General features: G+C 72.1%; 10 protein-coding genes and 1 pseudogene. 10 read left to right on the top strand and 1 reads right to left on the bottom strand.

Annotated elements, in window-relative coordinates; genetic code table 11:
- Positions 1 to 6 precede the first annotated feature (6 nt).
- The 6 genes from ACGF8A_RS13575 (at position 7) to ACGF8A_RS13550 (ending at position 10,411) form a co-directional block, all read left to right on the top strand.
- Entirely contained in the window at positions 7 to 966 is a 960-nt protein-coding gene (locus ACGF8A_RS13575; protein WP_393107494.1) for a carbohydrate ABC transporter permease, read from the top strand.
- A gap of 17 nt (positions 967 to 983) precedes the next feature.
- Positions 984 to 1,859, top strand: a complete 876-nt coding sequence (locus tag ACGF8A_RS13570) for a carbohydrate ABC transporter permease (protein ID WP_393107492.1) — start codon at positions 984 to 986, stop codon at positions 1,857 to 1,859.
- 140 nt (positions 1,860 to 1,999) lie between these two features.
- Positions 2,000 to 3,604, top strand: coding sequence for a glycoside hydrolase family 13 protein (locus ACGF8A_RS13565; RefSeq protein ID WP_393107490.1), 1,605 nt, complete (start codon positions 2,000 to 2,002; stop codon positions 3,602 to 3,604).
- 95 nt (positions 3,605 to 3,699) lie between these two features.
- Positions 3,700 to 4,710, top strand: coding sequence for a LacI family DNA-binding transcriptional regulator (locus ACGF8A_RS13560; protein WP_393107488.1), 1,011 nt, complete (start codon positions 3,700 to 3,702; stop codon positions 4,708 to 4,710).
- A gap of 369 nt (positions 4,711 to 5,079) precedes the next feature.
- Positions 5,080 to 8,451, top strand: a complete 3,372-nt coding sequence (locus ACGF8A_RS13555) for a CARDB domain-containing protein (protein ID WP_393107486.1) — start codon at positions 5,080 to 5,082, stop codon at positions 8,449 to 8,451.
- A 448-nt stretch (positions 8,452 to 8,899) separates the two neighbouring features.
- The gene (locus tag ACGF8A_RS13550) at positions 8,900 to 10,411 is read left to right on the top strand and encodes a SpoIIE family protein phosphatase (protein WP_393107484.1); all 1,512 of its coding nucleotides are present in this window, start codon (positions 8,900 to 8,902) and stop codon (positions 10,409 to 10,411) included.
- On the opposite strand, the pseudogene ACGF8A_RS13545 reads toward ACGF8A_RS13550, so the two are convergent.
- Positions 10,365 to 10,610: pseudogene (locus tag ACGF8A_RS13545) on the bottom strand (hypothetical protein); the annotation flags it as partial. The gene ACGF8A_RS13550 and the pseudogene ACGF8A_RS13545 overlap by 47 nt on opposite strands.
- Before the next feature lie 543 nt (positions 10,611 to 11,153).
- Between ACGF8A_RS13545 and ACGF8A_RS13540 the strand changes: the two are divergent.
- The 4 genes from ACGF8A_RS13540 to ACGF8A_RS13525 all read left to right on the top strand — a co-directional run bounded on the left by ACGF8A_RS13540 (position 11,154) and on the right by ACGF8A_RS13525 (position 17,215).
- Positions 11,154 to 11,672 carry a hypothetical protein gene (locus tag ACGF8A_RS13540; protein ID WP_393107482.1) on the top strand — a complete coding sequence of 173 codons (519 nt, stop codon included), beginning with the start codon at positions 11,154 to 11,156 and terminating at the stop codon, positions 11,670 to 11,672.
- 397 nt (positions 11,673 to 12,069) lie between these two features.
- On the top strand, positions 12,070 to 14,199 hold the full coding sequence (locus tag ACGF8A_RS13535; protein ID WP_393107480.1) for a hypothetical protein: 2,130 nt from the start codon (positions 12,070 to 12,072) through the stop codon (positions 14,197 to 14,199).
- An 86-nt stretch (positions 14,200 to 14,285) separates the two neighbouring features.
- Entirely contained in the window at positions 14,286 to 15,797 is a 1,512-nt protein-coding gene (gene pelF / locus ACGF8A_RS13530) for a GT4 family glycosyltransferase PelF (protein ID WP_393107478.1), read from the top strand.
- Positions 15,794 to 17,215, top strand: coding sequence for a hypothetical protein (locus ACGF8A_RS13525; protein ID WP_393107476.1), 1,422 nt, complete (start codon positions 15,794 to 15,796; stop codon positions 17,213 to 17,215). Before pelF ends, ACGF8A_RS13525 begins: the two co-directional genes overlap by 4 nt.
- Positions 17,216 to 17,263: the final 48 nt, after the last annotated feature.

The raw sequence follows: 17,263 nt of genomic DNA, 5'->3' as shown, positions 1-17,263 counted from the left end.
GCATCGATGTCGGCCCCCAGCCTGACCCCGAGCAAGGCAGGACCTCCCCGCCACTGCCCGCCCCGCGAAGCCGGCCCCGTACCGCCCGGTGGCCGGTTCGCCAGGAGCCTGCGGCGCAACCTCACCGCGCACGGCTTCCTCATCGGAGCCGTGATCTGCTTCGCGGTGTTCTCCTGGTATCCCATGGTCAGGGAGTTCCTCCTGGCCTTCCAGAAGACCGAGGGCGGGCAGACGACCTGGGTCGGCCTGGAGAACCTCACCACCGTCCTCAACGATCCGGCCTTCTGGCAGGCGTGGCGCAACACCCTCCTGTTCACCGTGCTGGCGCTGGTCCTCGGCTTCGCCGTCCCGTTCGTCGTGGCGATCGTCATCAACGAGCTCCACCACGGGCAGGGATACCTCCGGCTCCTCGTCTACCTGCCGGTGATGCTGCCGCCGGTCGCCTCGGTCCTGCTCTTCAAGTACCTCTACGACCCCGGATACGGGCTGCTGAACGAGCTGCTGAGCTTCCTCCACCTGCCGCAGCAGCAATGGCTCCAGGACCCGGACCTGTCCATGCTCTCCGTCGTCATCGCCTCGACCTGGATGAACATGGGCGGCGCCGCACTCGTCTACCTGGCCGCCCTCCAGGGCATTCCCGGCGAGTTGTACGAGGCGGCCGAACTCGACGGCGCCGGGCTCTTCCGCAAGATCTGGCACGTCACCATCCCGCAGACCCGCCTCGTCCTCTCCCTGATGCTGCTCATGCAGGTCATCGCGACCATGCAGGTCTTCGTCGAGCCGTTCCTGCTCACCGGCGGCGCCGGCCCGGAGGGCTCCACCACCACGGTCGTCTACCTCATCTACCAGTACGCCTTCAACTTCAACAACTACGGTGCGGCGGCCGCGCTCGGCCTGCTCCTGCTCGTACTGCTCGCCGGATTCTCCGCGGCGTACGTGAAGCTCAGCCGCGCCGAGGACGAGTAGGCCAGGGGAGAGACACCATGTCCACGCGTACGCTCATCTCGCCCGCGCAGCGCGCCAAGCCCCGCGCCAAGGCGGTCCACCGGACCGTCTTCACCCTGGTCGTCGGCGGCTTCACCCTGGTCTTCCTCGGACCGCTGTACTGGCTTGTCTCCAGCGGTTTCAAGGACACCCAGGAGGTCGTCCGGACACCGCCGACCCTGCTGCCGGAGACCTTCACGCCCGACAACCACAGCCGCGCCTGGGAGGTCATGGACCTGTCCTCCCTGCTCTTCAACACCCTCTACTACGCCTTCGGCGCCCTCGGGTTCCAGCTGGTCCTCGACGTGGCCGCCGCGTACTCGCTGTCCAAGCTGCGTCCCGTGCTGGGCAAGGCGATCCTCGGCATGATGCTCGCCACGCTCATGATCCCGGCGACCGTGCTCGTCGTCCCGCAGTACCTGACGGTCCTGGACGTGCCGATCGTCGAGCGCAACCTGCTGAACACCCCGTGGGTGATCTGGCTGCCGTCCGTCACCAACGCGTTCAACATCTTCCTGCTGAAGCGGTTCTTCGACTCGATCCCGAAGGAACTCCTGGATGCCGCCGCCATGGACGGTGCGTCCCCGATGCGCACCCTGTGGGCGATCGTCCTGCCGATCTCCCGTCCCATCCTGGGCGTGGTGTCGATCTTCGCGGTGGTCGGTGTCTGGAAGGACTTCCTCTGGCCGATGCTCACCCTGCCCGACCCCGCCAAGCAGACGCTCAACGTCGGCATCTACTCGCTGTCCAACGGCGTGCCGGTGAACGTGCTGATCGCCGCGCTGACCATCGCCTCCCTGCCCACCCTGCTGATCTTCCTGGTCTTCCAGCGCAACATCATGAGCGGCCTCACCGCCGGCGGGCTCAAGGGCTGATTCCCGCCCGGTCCGCCCCGCCCCCGGTCCGCCCCGCCCCCGGTCAGCCCTCCCCACCGAAGCCTTCGCCGCCGGCCCGTCCGACGCCCCGCTGATCCGGGCCGACGGCGAAGATCCGCCCTGCCCGAAAGGAATGCCCCGTGGCAGCCCCTCACTCGTCCCGCTCCGACGCCTGGTGGCGGGACGCCGTCATCTACCAGGTGTACCCGCGCAGCTTCGCCGACGGCGACGGCGACGGAACAGGGGACCTCGCGGGAGTCCGGGCGAGACTGCCCCATCTCGCCGAACTCGGCGTGGACGCAGTCTGGTTCACCCCCTGGTACGCCTCCCCGATGGTCGACGGCGGATACGACGTCGCCGACTACCGCGCCATCGACCCCGCCTTCGGCACCCTCGACGAGGCCGAGAAGCTGATCGCCGAGGCCGCCGCCCTCGGTGTCCGGGTCATCATCGACATCGTCCCCAACCACGTGTCCGACCAGCACGCCTGGTTCCGGGCTGCGCTGGCGTCCAAACCCGGCAGTCCCGAGCGGGAGCGCTTCCACTTCCGGCCCGGACGCGGGGCGAACGGCGAACTCCCGCCCAACGACTGGCCCTCCCAGTTCTCCGGTGCCACGTGGACCCGCGTCCCCGACGGCGAGTGGTACCTGCACCTGTTCACGCCCGAGCAGCCCGATCTCAACTGGGCCCACCCGGACGTCCGCAGGGAGCACGAGGAGGTACTGCGCTTCTGGTTCGAGCGCGGTGTCGCGGGCGTGCGGATCGACTCCGCCGCATTGCTCGTGAAGGACCCCGCGCTCGCCGACTTCGTGGAGGGCGTCGATCCCCACCCCTACATCGACCAGGACGACCTGCACGTCATCTACCGCTCCTGGCGGGCGATCGCCGACGAGTACGGGGCCGTCTTCGTCGGCGAGGTCTGGCTGCCCGACGCCGAACGCTTCGCCCGCTATCTGCGCCCCGACGAACTCCACACCGCGTTCAACTTCAACTTCCTCACCTGCCCCTGGGAGGCGGACCGGCTGCGCCGCACCATCGACGCGACCCTCGCCGAGCACGCCCCCGTCGGCGCCCCCGCCACCTGGGTGCTCTGCAACCACGACGTGACCCGGACCGTCACCCGTTACGGCCGCGAGGACACCGGGTTCGACTTCGCCAAGAAGCGCTTCGGCACCCCCACCGACCTTGCTCTCGGCACCCGGCGGGCCCGTGCCGCGGCGCTGCTCACCCTCGCCCTGCCCGGTTCCGTCTACCTCTACCAGGGCGAGGAACTGGGCCTGCCCGAGGCCGACATACCGCCGGAGCGCATCCAGGACCCCATGTACTTCCGCTCCGGCGGCGTCGATCCGGGCCGCGACGGCTGCCGGGTGCCGCTGCCCTGGGAGGCCGAGGCACCGTCGTACGGCTTCGGGGCGACGTCGGATCCCTGGCTGCCGCAGCCCCCCGACTGGGCCCGCCGCGCCGTAGACCGTCAGCGCACCGAGCCGGAGTCGATGCTCACGCTCTACCGCGAGGCCCTGCGGCTGCGCCGGTCCGAGCCGGGCTTGGGCGACGGCGCCCTGTCCTGGCAGCCGTCCGAGGAGGGTGTCCTCTCCTTCGCCCGTGCGGGCGGCCTGCTCTGCGTCGTCAACCTCTCGGACCGGCCGGCCGTCCTTCCGCGGCATGAACGGCTGCTCCTCGCCAGCGGTCCGCTCGACACCGACGGAGCGCTGCCGCGGGACACGGCCGTGTGGCTGCGGGCCTGAGCGGGAGTCCGTGCCGGACCGTTGATGGATTCCGGAAAGGAAATGATGCAATCCACTTACACAACTTGCATCGGTTTTGCGCTAGCGTTGCGTGTATGACGCGACGACTTGCTCAGGTGGCGAAGAAGGTGGGGGTCAGCGAGGCGACGGTCAGCCGTGTCCTCAACGGCAAGCCCGGGGTCTCCGAGGCGACCCGTCAGTCCGTGCTCACCGCCCTCGACGTCCTCGGCTACGAGCGGCCGACCCAGCTGCGCGGAGAGCGCGCGCGGCTCGTCGGCCTCGTGCTCCCGGAGCTGCAGAACCCGATCTTCCCCGCGTTCGCCGAGGTCATCGGCGCGGCGCTGGCGCAGCAGGGGCTGACACCCGTGCTGTGCACGCAGACCCGTGGGGGTGTCTCCGAGGCCGACTACGTGGACCTGCTGCTCCAGCAGCAGGTCTCGGGCGTGATCTTCGCCGGCGGGCTCTTCGCGCAGGCCGACGCGCCGCACGACCACTACCACCAGCTGGCGGAGCGGAAGATCCCCGTCGTCCTGGTCAACGCGTCGATAGAGGGGCTGGACTTCCCCTGTGTCGCATGCGACGACGCCGTCGCCGTCGAGCAGGCCTGGCGGCACCTCGCCTCGCTCGGCCATGAGCGGATCGGCCTGGTCCTCGGTCCCGCCGATCACGTGCCCTCGCGTCGCAAGCTGGAGGCCGCCGCGGCGGCGGCGAAGGCCGCTGACATGCCGTGGGCCGACGAGCTCGTCGAGCGGACGATCTTCTCACTGGAAGGGGGGCAGGCCGCGGCGGCCCGGCTGCTGCAGCGCGGGGTCACCGGCATCGTGTGCGCCAGCGACCCGCTCGCCCTCGGGGCCATCAGGGCCGCCCGCCGGCGGGGGCTCGCCGTCCCCTCCGAGGTGTCGGTCGTGGGTTACGACGACTCGGCCTTCATGACCTGCACCGAACCGCCCCTGTCGACGGTGCGTCAGCCCATCGAGGCCATGGGCCGCGCGGCGGTGGACCTGCTGTGCGCCCAGATCCAGGGGACCCACGCACACCCCGGCGAGCTGCTCTTCGAGCCCGAGCTCGTCGTGCGTGGATCGACCGCCCCGCCGCCGGTCCGCTGATCGCGCCCAAGCACCGCATCCCTCTGCCCATCTGACGTCGCGTCACCCCACGGCACCGGTATCGCCGTGGCCCCTCGGCGGGCCCGTTACCGGTGCCGTCGTCTTTCCGGTGGCTCTCGTCTGCCGTGTGCATGACGGAACCGTTGACAAAGCTGCCAGGCAGTAGAAACCTGTCACCTTGGCGATGCAAATGAGTTACAGAATCACTCAAGAAATCGTCCTGCCGTCGCCGTTCCTTATTGGAGTCATGCTGGGTCCCGCGCGTGATCTCCTCGCCCCTCCTCCAGGCATTCGCGTGCGCGCGTTCACACCCGCCTCCGGGAGACGGCGAGAGGTCACGCGCCGCGCCCGGATCGTGGAGAGGCCACCATGAGAGGCACACATCCGAGCAGGCGGCTGGGGGTCGGTCTGCTGACAGCGGGCCTGCTCGTCGTCGGACTGCTACCCGCCCCCGCTCATGCCGCGGCGGAGACCAACCTCGCCCTCGGGAGAGCGGCGACGGCCGGGGGAGCGCACGGCGGCTACCCGGCGGCCAATGTCACCGACGGAAGCCAGCAGTCGTACTGGGAGGGCCCGACGGGCTCCTTCCCGCAGTGGGTGCAGGTCGACCTGGGCGCCCGGACATCCCTCGATCGGGTCGTCCTGAAGCTGCCCACCGGCTGGGAGGCGCGCTCCCAGACGCTGGCCGTCCTCGGCAGCACCGACGGAACCTCCTTCAGCACCCTCGCCGCCGGGCAGGCGCGCTCCTTCGACCCGTCCCAGGCGAACACCGCGAACATCGACCTGCCCACCGCGACCGCCCGGTTCGTCCGGGTGCAGGTGGCGTCCAACACGGGCTGGAACGCCGCCCAGCTGTCCGAGCTCGAGGTCTACGGCGAGGACGGCTCGGGCCCGGTCGACCCACCGGTCGAAGGGACGAACCTGGCACGGAACAAGCCGATCGAGGCGACCTCGACGACGCAGAACTACGTGGCGGCGAACGCCAACGACGACAACACCGGCACCTACTGGGAGTCGGCGGGCTTCCTCGCCGGCCTGACGGTCAGGCTCGGCGCGGACGCGGACGTCGAGGCCGTGGTCGTCAAGCTGAACCCGGACCAGATCTGGGGACCGAGGACCCAGTCCCTGGAGGTCCTGGGCCGTGCGCACGGTTCCCCGGACTTCACCTCGCTCAAGGCCCGTAGCACCTATGCCTTCAGCCCCTCCTCGGGCCAGAACTCCGTCGTCATCCCGGTGACCGGCCGCGTCGCCGACGTCCGCCTCACCTTCTTCTCCAACACCGGAGCCCCCGGCGCCCAGGTCGCGGAGGTCCAGGTCCTCGGCACGGCCGCACCCGCGCCGGACCTCGTCCTGACCGACTTGACCTGGACCCCGGCCTCCCCGTCCGAGGCGGACGACGTGACGGTCCGGGCCACCGTCCGCAACGCCGGCACCGCCCCGGCGCCCGCGACGACCACCCATGTCAGCGTCGAAGGCACCGTGGCCGGCTCCGCCCCGGTCGCCGCCCTCGCCGCCGGTGCGTCCACCACCGTCGGCGTCCCCGTCGGCCGGCGCCCCATGGGCTCGTACACCGTCTCCGCCGCCGTCGATCCGACGGACACGGTCGCCGAGCTGGACAACGGCAACAACAGCCGCACAGCGGCGACCAAGCTGACCGTCACCCGGAGCCCGGGGCCGGACCTGCGGGTCACCGGTATCACCACCCACCCGGCGGCACCCGCGGTCGGCACGCCCGTCTCCTTCACCGTCGCGGTCGACAACCGCGGCACCACCGGCGTCCCGGCGGGCACCGTCACCCGCCTCACCGTCGGCGGCACCACCTTGCAGGGCATCACGGGCGCCATCGCCGCGGGGCAGACGGCGAACGTCGCCATCAGCGGCACCTGGACGGCCACCAGCGGCGGCGCGACCCTCACCGCCACGGCCGACGCCACCGGCACTCTCGCCGAGACCGACGAGAACAACAACGTCTTCGCCCGCTCCATCGTCGTCGGACGCGGAGCCGCGGTCCCGTACACCGAGTACGAGGCCGAGGACGCCCGCTACAGCGGAACGCTGCTCACCGCCGACAAGAAGCGCACCTTCGGGCACACCAACTTCGCCACCGAGTCCTCCGGGCGCCAGTCGGTCCGCCTCAACAGCACAGGCGACTACGTGGAGTTCACCTCCACGAACGCCGCCAACTCCGTCGTCGTGCGCAACTCCATCCCCGACTCCGCGGCCGGCGGCGGCCGCGAGGCCACCATCAGCCTGTACGCCGACGACACCTTCGTCCGCAAGCTGACGCTGTCCTCCAAGCACAGCTGGCTCTACGGCAGCACCGACGACCCGGAGGGACTCACCAACCGGCCCGGCGGTGACGCCCGGCGCCTCTTCGACGAGTCGAACGCCCTGCTGACCCGGTCGTATCCGGCGGGCACGAAGTTCCGTCTCCAGCGGGACACGGGCGACACCGCCGACTTCTACATCATCGACCTGATCGACCTGGAGCAGGTCGCGCCCCCGGCCGCCAAGCCGGCCGCCTGCACCTCCATCACCGAGTACGGCGCGGTCCCCAACGACGGCATCGACGACACCGACGCCCTCCAGCGCGCCGTCACCGCCGACCAGAAGGGCGAGATCGCCTGCGTGTGGATACCCGCCGGGCAGTGGCGCCAGGAGCAGAAGATCCTCACCGACGACCCGCTCGACCGCGGCACCCACAACCAGGTCGGCATCCGTGACGTGACGATCCGCGGCGCCGGCATGTGGCACGCGCAGCTGTACACGCTGACCCCGCCCCACCAGGCGGGCGGCATCAACCACCCGCACGAGGGCAACTTCGGCTTCGACATCGACCACAACACGCAGATCTCCGACATCGCCATCTTCGGCTCCGGCACCATCCGCGGCGGCGACGCGGGCGCCGAGGGCGGCGTCGGTCTCAACGGCCGGTTCGGCAAGAACACCAAGATCAGCAACGTGTGGATCGAGCACGCCAACGTCGGTGTCTGGGCCGGCCGGGACTACTCCAACATCCCCGAGCTGTGGGGCCCCGGAGACGGCCTGGAGTTCACCGGCATGCGGATCCGCAACACCTACGCCGACGGCATCAACTTCGCCAACGGCACCCGCAACTCGACGGTCCACAACTCCTCCTTCCGCAACACCGGCGACGACGCCCTGGCGGTCTGGGCCAGCAAGTACGTCAAGGACACCTCGGTGGACGTCGGCCACGACAACCACTTCCGCAACAACACGATCCAGCTGCCCTGGCGGGCCAACGGCATCGCCGTCTACGGCGGTTACGGCAACACGATCGAGAGCAACGTGGTCTCCGACACCATGAACTACCCGGGGATCATGCTGGCGACCGACCACGACCCGCTGCCCTTCTCCGGGCAGACCCTCATCGCCGACAACGCGCTGTACCGCACGGGCGGGGCGTTCTGGGGCGAGGCACAGGAGTTCGGCGCGATCACGCTCTTCGCGCAGGGACCGGACATTCCCGGAGTCACCATCCGTGACACCGACATCCACGACTCGACCTACGACGGCATCCAGTTCAAGACGGGCGGCGGCGCGATGCCGGGCGTGAAGGTCTCCGACGTCCGCATCGACAAGTCGGTGGGCGGCTGCGGTGTCCTCGCGATGAGCGGAGCCAGGGGCAGCGCGACCCTGACGAACGTGACCATCACCGAATCGGCGCAGGGCGACGTCTGCGTCGAGCCGGGCTCGCAGTTCGTCGTCAACCGCGACTGATCCGACAGCACCGGCGTGGCGGCCCGTCCACCCCGGCGGGCCGCCGCGTGTCAGATCCGGACACCATCCCCGAGCCGCGACTCGCACCCGGTGCGTATGGACACCACCGGCAGACTTTCCAACGGCGGGCGCCGCCGGGCGTCCGGAAGGGGGACCGTCACCGCCTCCGGCACCGTCGTGGCCCCCGCCGCGGCACGTACGCGGCGACCTGCCGCCGGACAGCCCTTCGAACCGTGCGCCGTGATCTCCCCGCGGGCCGGCGATCCGCTCCGGGTGCCGGCCGCCCGGCCTGCCGCCGAGGAGCCGGCCGGGCCGTCGGCCCAGCGGTTGGCGTGCGCGCGTCGGTGGCGGAGAGGCAGGATGGAGTGGCCGGAGTACGGACGCCGGCCGACTCGCGGTCCTGTCCGGCGGACGGCAGTGCGATCGGCGGCCGGAGGGAGCCTTGGGCATGGGTGCGACCGAACCGTTCCGGGGTGAGCCCGGCGCGGCGGGTGTGGTCGCGTCGGGGCCGGGCGGCCTGCTCGACGTGCTGAACGTGGCCGCCGTCCTCCTCGACTCCGCGGGCAGGATCGATCTCTGGAGCCCGCAGGCCGAGATCCTCTTCGGTTACACGGCCGACGAGGCCGTCGGCCAGTACGCCGGCCGCCTGCTGATCGACGAGGAGCACCTCGACACGGTGCTGGCACTGTTCGCCCAGGTCATGCGGGACGGCCGGAGCTGGGCGGGGGTCTTCCCCATCCGGCACAAGGACGGCAGCACGCGCCTGGTGGAGTTCCGCAACATGCGACTGCTGGACGACCAGCGCGAGTACTGGGCGCTGGGGCTGGCCGCGGACCAGGCGACACTGCGGCGGGTGGAGCGGAACCTGTCCCTGTCGGACCAGCTGGTGTCCCAGTCCCCGATCGGGCTGGGAATGCTCGACACCGAGCTCCGGTACATCTCCGTCAACCCCGCGGAGGAACGGATGAACGGCGTGCCGGCCGCCGAGCACGTCGGCCGCCACGTCGGCGAGGTGCTGCCCTTCCTCGACGAGTCCTTCGAGGCAGCCATGCGCGAGGTCCTCGCCACCGGGATCCCGATCCTGGACCAGTACACCGTGGGCCGCACGGCGGCCGACCCGGACAACGATCACGCCTGGTCGATCTCGTTCTACCGGCTCGAAGCCCCCAACGGGAAGGTGCTGGGAGTGGCCACCTCCAGCGTCGACGTCACCGACCGGCACCGTGCCGTGGAAGAGCAGCGCCGCACCGCCCTCACCCTGCAGCGCAGCCTGCTGCCGCACCCCCCTGCGCAGCGCCCCGGTCTCGACGTCGCCTACCGCTACCGCCCCGCGCAGGCCACCATCGAGATCGGCGGCGACTGGTTCGACGTCATTCCCCTGGCGGGCGACAAGACGGCGCTCGTCGTCGGTGACGTCATGGGCAGCGGCGTGGCGGCCGCCGCGGCCATGGGGCAGCTGCGCACCGCCACGCGTACGCTGGCCGAACTCGATCTGGCGCCCGACCAGGTCCTGCATCACCTCGACCACATCACTGACGGTCTGGACACCCTCGCGACCTGCGTCTATGCCGTGTTCGACCCCGGCATCGGGCAGTGCTGCGTCTCCCTCGCCGGGCACCTGCCGCCGGTCCTGCTCAGCTCCGGCGGCGCCCGCGATCTCCTCACCCTGCCCACGGGCGCGCCTCTGGGCGGCTGCGGCATTGACTTCGACGCCACCACCGTCGACTTCGCACCGGGAGATCAGCTGGTGCTCTACACCGACGGTCTGGTGGAGCGGCGTGACCTGCCGATCGACTCGTGCCTGGACGCCCTCCTCGCCGCCCTCGACGACCCCGCCCGGCCGCTGGACGCCACCTGCGACCTGTTGCTGCACACCCTGCGTGACGGGGGTGACCACGACGACGTGGCCCTGCTCATCGCCCGCGCGTGTCAGGGCTCCGCAGGGGGCACGGGCGCCTGAGCCGTGGCCGACCGCGGGGCCTGGTGGCCCGCGCGAGCGCGCAGTACATGCCGTCCGCGACCGCGCGGGCCGGGGTGATCTCGTTGCCGGTGCCTCCGCTTGCCTCGAGGCCCCGGCGGTAGTAGGCGAAGGAGAGCGCGCCGGCGACGCAGCCGACGTGGCCGCCGCGCTCGGCGCGTCGCGCGGGGGACAGGGTGTCGCCCCGCCGTCACCCTCGCCGTCCGGGTCACCGGCCGCCGGGACGGTACGGGCCCGGCCCTGCGGGAAATGGCGGCGCGGCTCCCTCGCGCCGGTCGTCGCGGCACGACTGCCCGGCGCCGCGCTGGGGCTGGGGGGTGGCGAGCCGGGGCTCGCCGTGCGGCACGAGGACGCCGGACGCGCGAGCGGGACGCCCGGACACCGGTCTCCGCGGGTCGGCACGCGCCCAGCCGGGGGCAAAGGCCGAAAAGCCGCACCTTGACCGAGATCGAGCGGTGAGGTCCTGGTCCGGCAGGGGCCGGGGAGCCGCCCGCCCGATCGGTACGCGCCAATACCGCCGGCGGGTGCCCGCGCATCGCCCCCCGCGCCGTGGCTCCGCCGGCCGGTGTGCCGCACCGGCGGCAGCGTGCACGTATACGATCCACGGCATCCCGTCACACTTCCCCGCAGGGCCTTCACGCCAAGCGCGCTTTCGGTCGTCGCCGGATCACGGCCTCGGATCGAGGCAGACGCCCCGTCGCCCCCGTGCCTAGCCTCCCTGGCCATGCGATCACCTTTGATGAGACGCCTGGGTCTCACCACCGTCCTCGCCCTCGTCCTCGCCGTGTTCGGCCTGGCCCCCGCCGCGAGCGCCGCCCCCGCCCCCGCCGAACTGACGTTCACCACGGACGCGGCCACCACCACGCCCGGCGGCACCGTGAACGTGGCGATGACCCTCACGAACAACAAGACCTACGACATCTGGTTCGTCCACCAGACGATCGACCCCACCTGGCTGACCACCCAGCGCCCCGACCTGAAGTACTCCTTCACGGGCTGCACCCTCACCGCGCCCAGCGGCATCAGCTCCTGCTCCGGCACCGCCGACCTCGGCGCCAACTACGGCGCGACCATCCCGCCCGGCCAGAGCCGGACCGTGACGCTGACGCTGCAGGTCGCCCCGGACTCCGGCTGCAACGGGAACATCGGCTTCTACTCGTACTTCTACGCCGAGTTCAGCGACGCCACGAGCGTCGGCGGCGGCCCGGTCCACACGCCCGAGACGCGCGTGCTCTGCGCCTGACGCCCGTGCCGGGCGGGACGTGATGACCAGAAACCGGTCCATGGTCGTCCGGCGGACAGCTCGCTGTCGACGACAGCCCCACCGGCGGGCCCCCCAGGGTGCGCCGGTGGTTCGTATTCCCCCTCCCACCTGCGAAGTCGGTCCCGAAGCGGCGGCCGGCCGGAGTCTGTGGCGGGTGGCCGGATCCTCGTCCCCCGACGACCGGGAGCCGCAGGCACACCTGCGCTTTTCCGTCAGGTTTCGCTACGGGACCACAAAAGCTTCACAGGTGCCCCACCATTTGACGCGACGGATGCGTGAACGACCGGTCTCTGAGGGGGAAGCCGGCGGCACGCAAGGGGGTGCGTCCGCTCCGCGGAGCTGTACTCACCCCTGCCCTGGGAGGGGACAGCACCGCATGAAGCGGACCTTACGCACCACCCTGCTCACGACGGGCGCGCTGATAGCCGCCGTCTGTGTGCCCGCCACCGCCGCACCCGCCGCCGCGGACGCCCGCGTCGATCTGCGGGTGCTCGTCGTGAGCGACGGCGGCCCGGCCACCGACGCCATCGCGGCCGAACTGGACGCCGCCGGAACGCCGTACACGGAGATCGACCTCACGCGTGCCGACCGGCCCGTGATCGATCCTGGTTTCCTCGCGGACACCGTGGACGGCCGGGCCCGCGCCAAGTTCCAGGCCGTCGTACTGCCCGACGACAACCCGTTTCCCGCGAACTCCCCGGAGATGGCCGCCCTCGCGGCCTACGAGCGGACCTACGACATCCCGCAGGTCGACGCCTACACCTACGCCCGCCCCGAGGCGGGGCTGCAGTACCCGGTGTACGGCGGCTACTCCGGCAGCGTGGACGGGGTGCGTGCCCAGGTCACCGACGCCGGCCGGTCCGGGCCGTTCGGCTACCTCGAAGGCGTGGTGCCGTTCGAGGACAACTCGCCGTCCGTCGGCGAGAGCTACGCCTACCTGTCGACCCCGATGGCGGGCGCCGACTTCACCCCGTACGTCGAGGCGGCCATCCCCGGCACGGCCAAGCGGGGCTCGCTGGTGGGTGAGTACCGGCACGACGGGCGCCGCGAACTCGTCGTGACCTTCGTCTACAACCGGTACCAGCAGCAGTTCCGGCTGCTGGCGCGGGGCATCGTCGCGTGGATGACCGGCGGAGTCCACCTGGGCGCGTCCCGCAACTACTTCGCCGTGCACGTCGACGACGTCTTCGCGGCGGACGACCGCTGGAACTCCACGCTCAACTGCACGCCCGGCGACGTGGACTGCACGGACCCGAACGCCACGCCCGACCCGATCCGCATGACCGCGGCCGACGTCGACCACGCCGTGGCCTGGCAGCGCGAGCGCGGCTTCACCCTCGACCTCGCCTACAACGGAGCCGGCAGCGTCGACCACCGCGAGGACAACGACGGCGCCGACGCGCTGGCCGACCGGTTCGTCGCCGAGCGCGACGAGTTCCGCTGGGTCAACCACACCTACACGCACGCCTTCCTCGGCTGCCGGCAGGACACCACGGTCGTGCCGTGGCGGTGCGCCACCCATGCCGACGGGTCGGTCGACTGGGTCAGCCGCGACGACATCTCCGACGAGATCGCCGACAACCGTGTGTGGGGCGAGGTCGCGGGACTGCCGGTGGACGACGGTGAACTGGTCACCGGAGAGCACTCCGGGCTGCGGGTGCTGCCGCAGCAGACGTCGGACAACCCCCATCTGGCACTCGCCCTGGCCGACAACGGCATCGAGTGGCTGGCCTCGGACAACTCCCGCGAGTCCGGCGGGCGGACCGTCGGGCCCGCCACCACCGTTCCCCGCCACCCGATGAACGTCTTCTACAACGCCGGGCGGGCGGCCGAACAGGTCGACGAGTACAACTGGATCTACACCAGCCGCGCGCAGGGCGGCAGCGGCATCTGCGAGGACAACCCGGACACCACCACCTGCCTGCCCGCCCCGCTCGACCTCGCCACCGGCTACACGGACCACATCGTGCCGCTGGAGCGGCAGATCGCCCTCGGCCACGTCCTCGCCAACGACCCCAAGCCGCACTTCATCCACCAGTCGAACCTGGCGGAGGACCGCATAGCCTACCCCGTCCTCGACGGCGTGCTCGCCGGCTACGCCACGCTCTTCGCGGAGAACACCCCGGTGGTCAACCTGCGGATGCGTGACATCGGGACCGAACTCCAGCGCCGCGCCGCCTGGCGCAGCGCCGTACAGGCCGGCCAGGTCACCGCCTACCGCATCGGCACCACCCTCACCGTCGAGGGCCCCGACGGCGTCGCGATTCCCGCGACGATGCCCGAGGGCACCACGCGGGCCGGCTCCGCCTTCGCAGAGTCGTACGCGGGCGACAGGTCCGGATGGACCACCGCGGCGGACGCACCGCTCACCCTCACCCTCCCGGCGTCCGCCGCCCCTTCCACGGCCCCCGACACGGCCGGCCCCGTCCCGGCCGGCGAACCGGCACCGGACACCCGCGTGCCCGAGGGCGTCGCCGAACCCCTTTCCCCCGGCGCGGGGAGCTGACCGGGCCCACCGGCAGTGAGGTCCCGGCCGCCCGTCGGCGGCCGGGACCGGCACGACCACCCACACCCCGGCCGTGGAGCACACCGATGCACGTTCACCCCAGCGGGCGGCACTCCGGCGCGACCCGTGTCACCCTCCTCACCGAAGGCACCTACCCGCACAGTCACGGCGGTGTGAGCGTGTGGTGCGACCAGCTCGTCACCGGTATGCCGGACATCGGCTTCGACGTCATCGCCGTCACCGGCACCGGCCGCGAGCGGGTCGTGTGGGACCTGCCGGACCATGTCCGCGGCGTCCTGTCCGTCCCCATGTGGGGCGACGCCCCGGCGGGCCGCCCGCCCCGCGGCAGGGCCCACCGGCGAGTCGCCGGCGCCTACGAGCGGTTCCTGACCGCGCTGCTCGACCCACGGGCCGAGCAGGGTTTCGCGCCGTCCCTGTACGAACTGGCACGGGCGGCGGCGGACGGAGTGCTCAGCCCCTTCCTGCGGGGCGACACCGCGATCGCGGTCCTGGCCGCCGTATGGCGGCGGCCCGGACTGGCCGTACGCGAGGCGGGGCCGACACTGCACGACGCGCTCACCGCCACCGGCCTGCTCGAGCACGCCCTGCGCCCGCTGACCGCGCCACCGCCAACGGACGGCGTCGCACACGCCGTCAGCGGCGGGGTCGCCGTGCTGCCCGGCCTCGCGGCCCTCGAACGGCACGGTGTACCGCTGCTGTTGACCGAGCACGGCGTGTACCTGCGCGAGCGCTACCTCGGTTACCGCACCGCCCCCTACCGCTGGCCGGTCAAGGCCGTGATCCTGGGCTTCTTCCGGTTGCTGGCCGAGGAGAGCTACCGCCGGGCGGCGCTGATCACCCCCGGCAACCGCTACAACCGGCTGTGGGAGGAACAGGGCGGCGCCGACCCCGCGTCGATCCGCACCGTCTACAACGGCGTCGACCCCGCCGCGTTCCCCCCGGCCGGCCCCGAGCCGCAGGCGCCCACCCTGAGCTGGGCCGGGCGGGTCGACCCGATCAAGGACCTGGAGACCCTGATCCGTTCCTTCGCTCTCGTCCGCGCCCGGCTGCCCGCCGCCCGGCTGCGGATGTTCGGCGGTACGCCCCGGGGCGGGGAGGCCTACCGGCAGCGCTGCGAGGCCCTGGCCGCCGAGTTGGGTCACGCCGACGCGGTGACGTTCGAGGGACGTGTCGACGACATCAAGGACGCCTACGCGGCCGGCAACGTCGTGATGCTGTCCAGCATCAGTGAGGGCTTCCCCTTCACGCTGATCGAGGCCATGTCGTGCGGGCGGGCGACCGTCTCCACCGACGTCGGCGGTGTGCGGGAGGCCGTCGGCGACACCGGCCTGGTGGTGCCGCCGCGCGACCCGGAGGCGATGGCCGGCGCCGCGCTGGACCTGCTGGGCGATCCCGCCCGGCGCCGGGCCATGGGCGAGGCGGCACGGCTGCGGGTGATCGAGCAGTTCACGCTGCGGCAGACCATCGACACCTTCCGCGCGATCTACCACGAACTCGCCACGGTCACGAAGGAGCCGCCCGCCCGGATCGTGCTGCCCGCACCGGCGGTCACCGGCACGGGGAGTCTCGCCGTATGAGCGGGCCGATATCCCTCGAACCGGGCCGCGCCGAGCAGGACACGCTGGCGCTGCGGCTGGCACGGCCCCGGCGCCGCCGTCCCCGCTGGGCACGGGACGACACGGCGGACGACGCGACGCTCGCCATCCGGGTGCCTCGGCAGGGCCCCGACGAGGACGCGGTCAGCGCGCTCGCCGCCGAACTGGCCGACCGCGTCGGCCCGGCCGTCCACCCCTACGAGGTGGCCGCGCTGCTGGAGGCGGACGGCCTGTCCGCGGCCGTCGTCAACGAGCGCTACGGCCACCCGAACCTGTTCTCGCTGGCGTCGGCGCTGTACGCGCGGGTACCCCGGACGTACCCCGAGCCGCCGGCGGCGCCCGACCCGTGGCGGCCCGACACGGTGCGCTGCCTGCTGCGCGGCGTGCTGTTCGCGCTGCCCGCCCTGGCCTACCTGCTCACCGCCCCGCTGTGGCCGGTCGACCGGTACGCCCCGGTCCTGATCGTGGCGGGCATCGCCTCCTGGGCGTGGGGACAGGCACTCGGCCACCGCGCGCACCTCAGGCTGGTGACGGGCCGTCGGGAAGCGTCCGGCACCCTGCTGGCAGGGGCGGCGCTGGGCGCGGTCGTGGCCACGGGCCTGGCCGCGCTGCCCGCGGGAGGCGACGGTGCCGTCCTGGCGGTGGCCGCCGCGCAGTCGCTGTACCTCGCGGCGGCGGGCGTACTGCTGGTGCTCGGCCGGGAGCGGCTGCTGCTGGCCGCGCTCACCCCGCTGATCGCGGGTGCCGCGCTGCTGCCGTGGTGGCAGCCCGGCCCCGTACCGAGGGTGGGGCTGCCCCTGCTGGCGCTGCTGGCCACCCTCGCGGTCACCGCCCGCGTCCTGCGGGCCGGCCTCGCCACCCCGGCAGCCGCCGCCGGTCCACGCCCGCGCCTCGTCACCTCCCTCCCGTACGGCCTGTTCGGGCTGGCCGCGGCGGTGCTGGTCACGCTGGAGGGCCGGCGGCACCCGTACGCGGTGATCGTCCTGACGCTGAGCATGGGGCCGGCCGAGTGGCTGCTCTACCGCTACCGGGGCTGGTCCGTCGCCGCGCTGCGGGTCAGCCGGACACCCAGGGCCTTCGTGCTCCGCTCGGCAGGCGTCCTCGGTCTCTGCCTGACCGGCTACCTGCTGCTGTTGCTGCCCCCCGCCCTGCTGACCGGGGCCGGCCCGGCCGCGCTGCTGCTCGCGGCGACCCTGTGGACCGCCCTGCTCCTGCAGGCGTTCGGGGTGGCCTGGCCGCCGGCCGTGCTCTGCCTGGCCGCCGCCGGTGCCGCCGCGGCGGTCACCTGGCTGGAGCGGCCGCCGGGTCCGGCCGTGCTGCCGATCGTCTGCGCTGTGGCCGCGCTCTGTCTGGCGGCCTGCGCGATCCGGCTGCTCGGCAGGCCGTCCTCACACACCTGACCCCGCCCGTCCCCGCCCGCCGCGACCACCGGCGGCACCCCGGCCCTC

It is taken from the genome of Streptomyces sp. NPDC047706 (assembly GCF_043204795.1).
Lineage (GTDB): Bacteria > Actinomycetota > Actinomycetes > Streptomycetales > Streptomycetaceae > Streptomyces.
This window is presented reverse-complemented; position numbering and strand designations above follow the sequence as displayed.

Coding starts and splice junctions, on each gene's coding strand:
- ACGF8A_RS13575 (WP_393107494.1), top strand. CDS start 7: ATGTCGGCCCCCAGCCTGACCCCGAGCAAGGCAGGACCTCCCCGCCAC.
- ACGF8A_RS13570 (WP_393107492.1), top strand. CDS start 984: ATGTCCACGCGTACGCTCATCTCGCCCGCGCAGCGCGCCAAGCCCCGC.
- ACGF8A_RS13560 (WP_393107488.1), top strand. CDS start 3,700: ATGACGCGACGACTTGCTCAGGTGGCGAAGAAGGTGGGGGTCAGCGAG.
- ACGF8A_RS13555 (WP_393107486.1), top strand. CDS start 5,080: ATGAGAGGCACACATCCGAGCAGGCGGCTGGGGGTCGGTCTGCTGACA.
- ACGF8A_RS13550 (WP_393107484.1), top strand. CDS start 8,900: ATGGGTGCGACCGAACCGTTCCGGGGTGAGCCCGGCGCGGCGGGTGTG.
- ACGF8A_RS13540 (WP_393107482.1), top strand. CDS start 11,154: ATGCGATCACCTTTGATGAGACGCCTGGGTCTCACCACCGTCCTCGCC.
- ACGF8A_RS13535 (WP_393107480.1), top strand. CDS start 12,070: ATGAAGCGGACCTTACGCACCACCCTGCTCACGACGGGCGCGCTGATA.
- pelF (WP_393107478.1), top strand. CDS start 14,286: ATGCACGTTCACCCCAGCGGGCGGCACTCCGGCGCGACCCGTGTCACC.
- ACGF8A_RS13525 (WP_393107476.1), top strand. CDS start 15,794: ATGAGCGGGCCGATATCCCTCGAACCGGGCCGCGCCGAGCAGGACACG.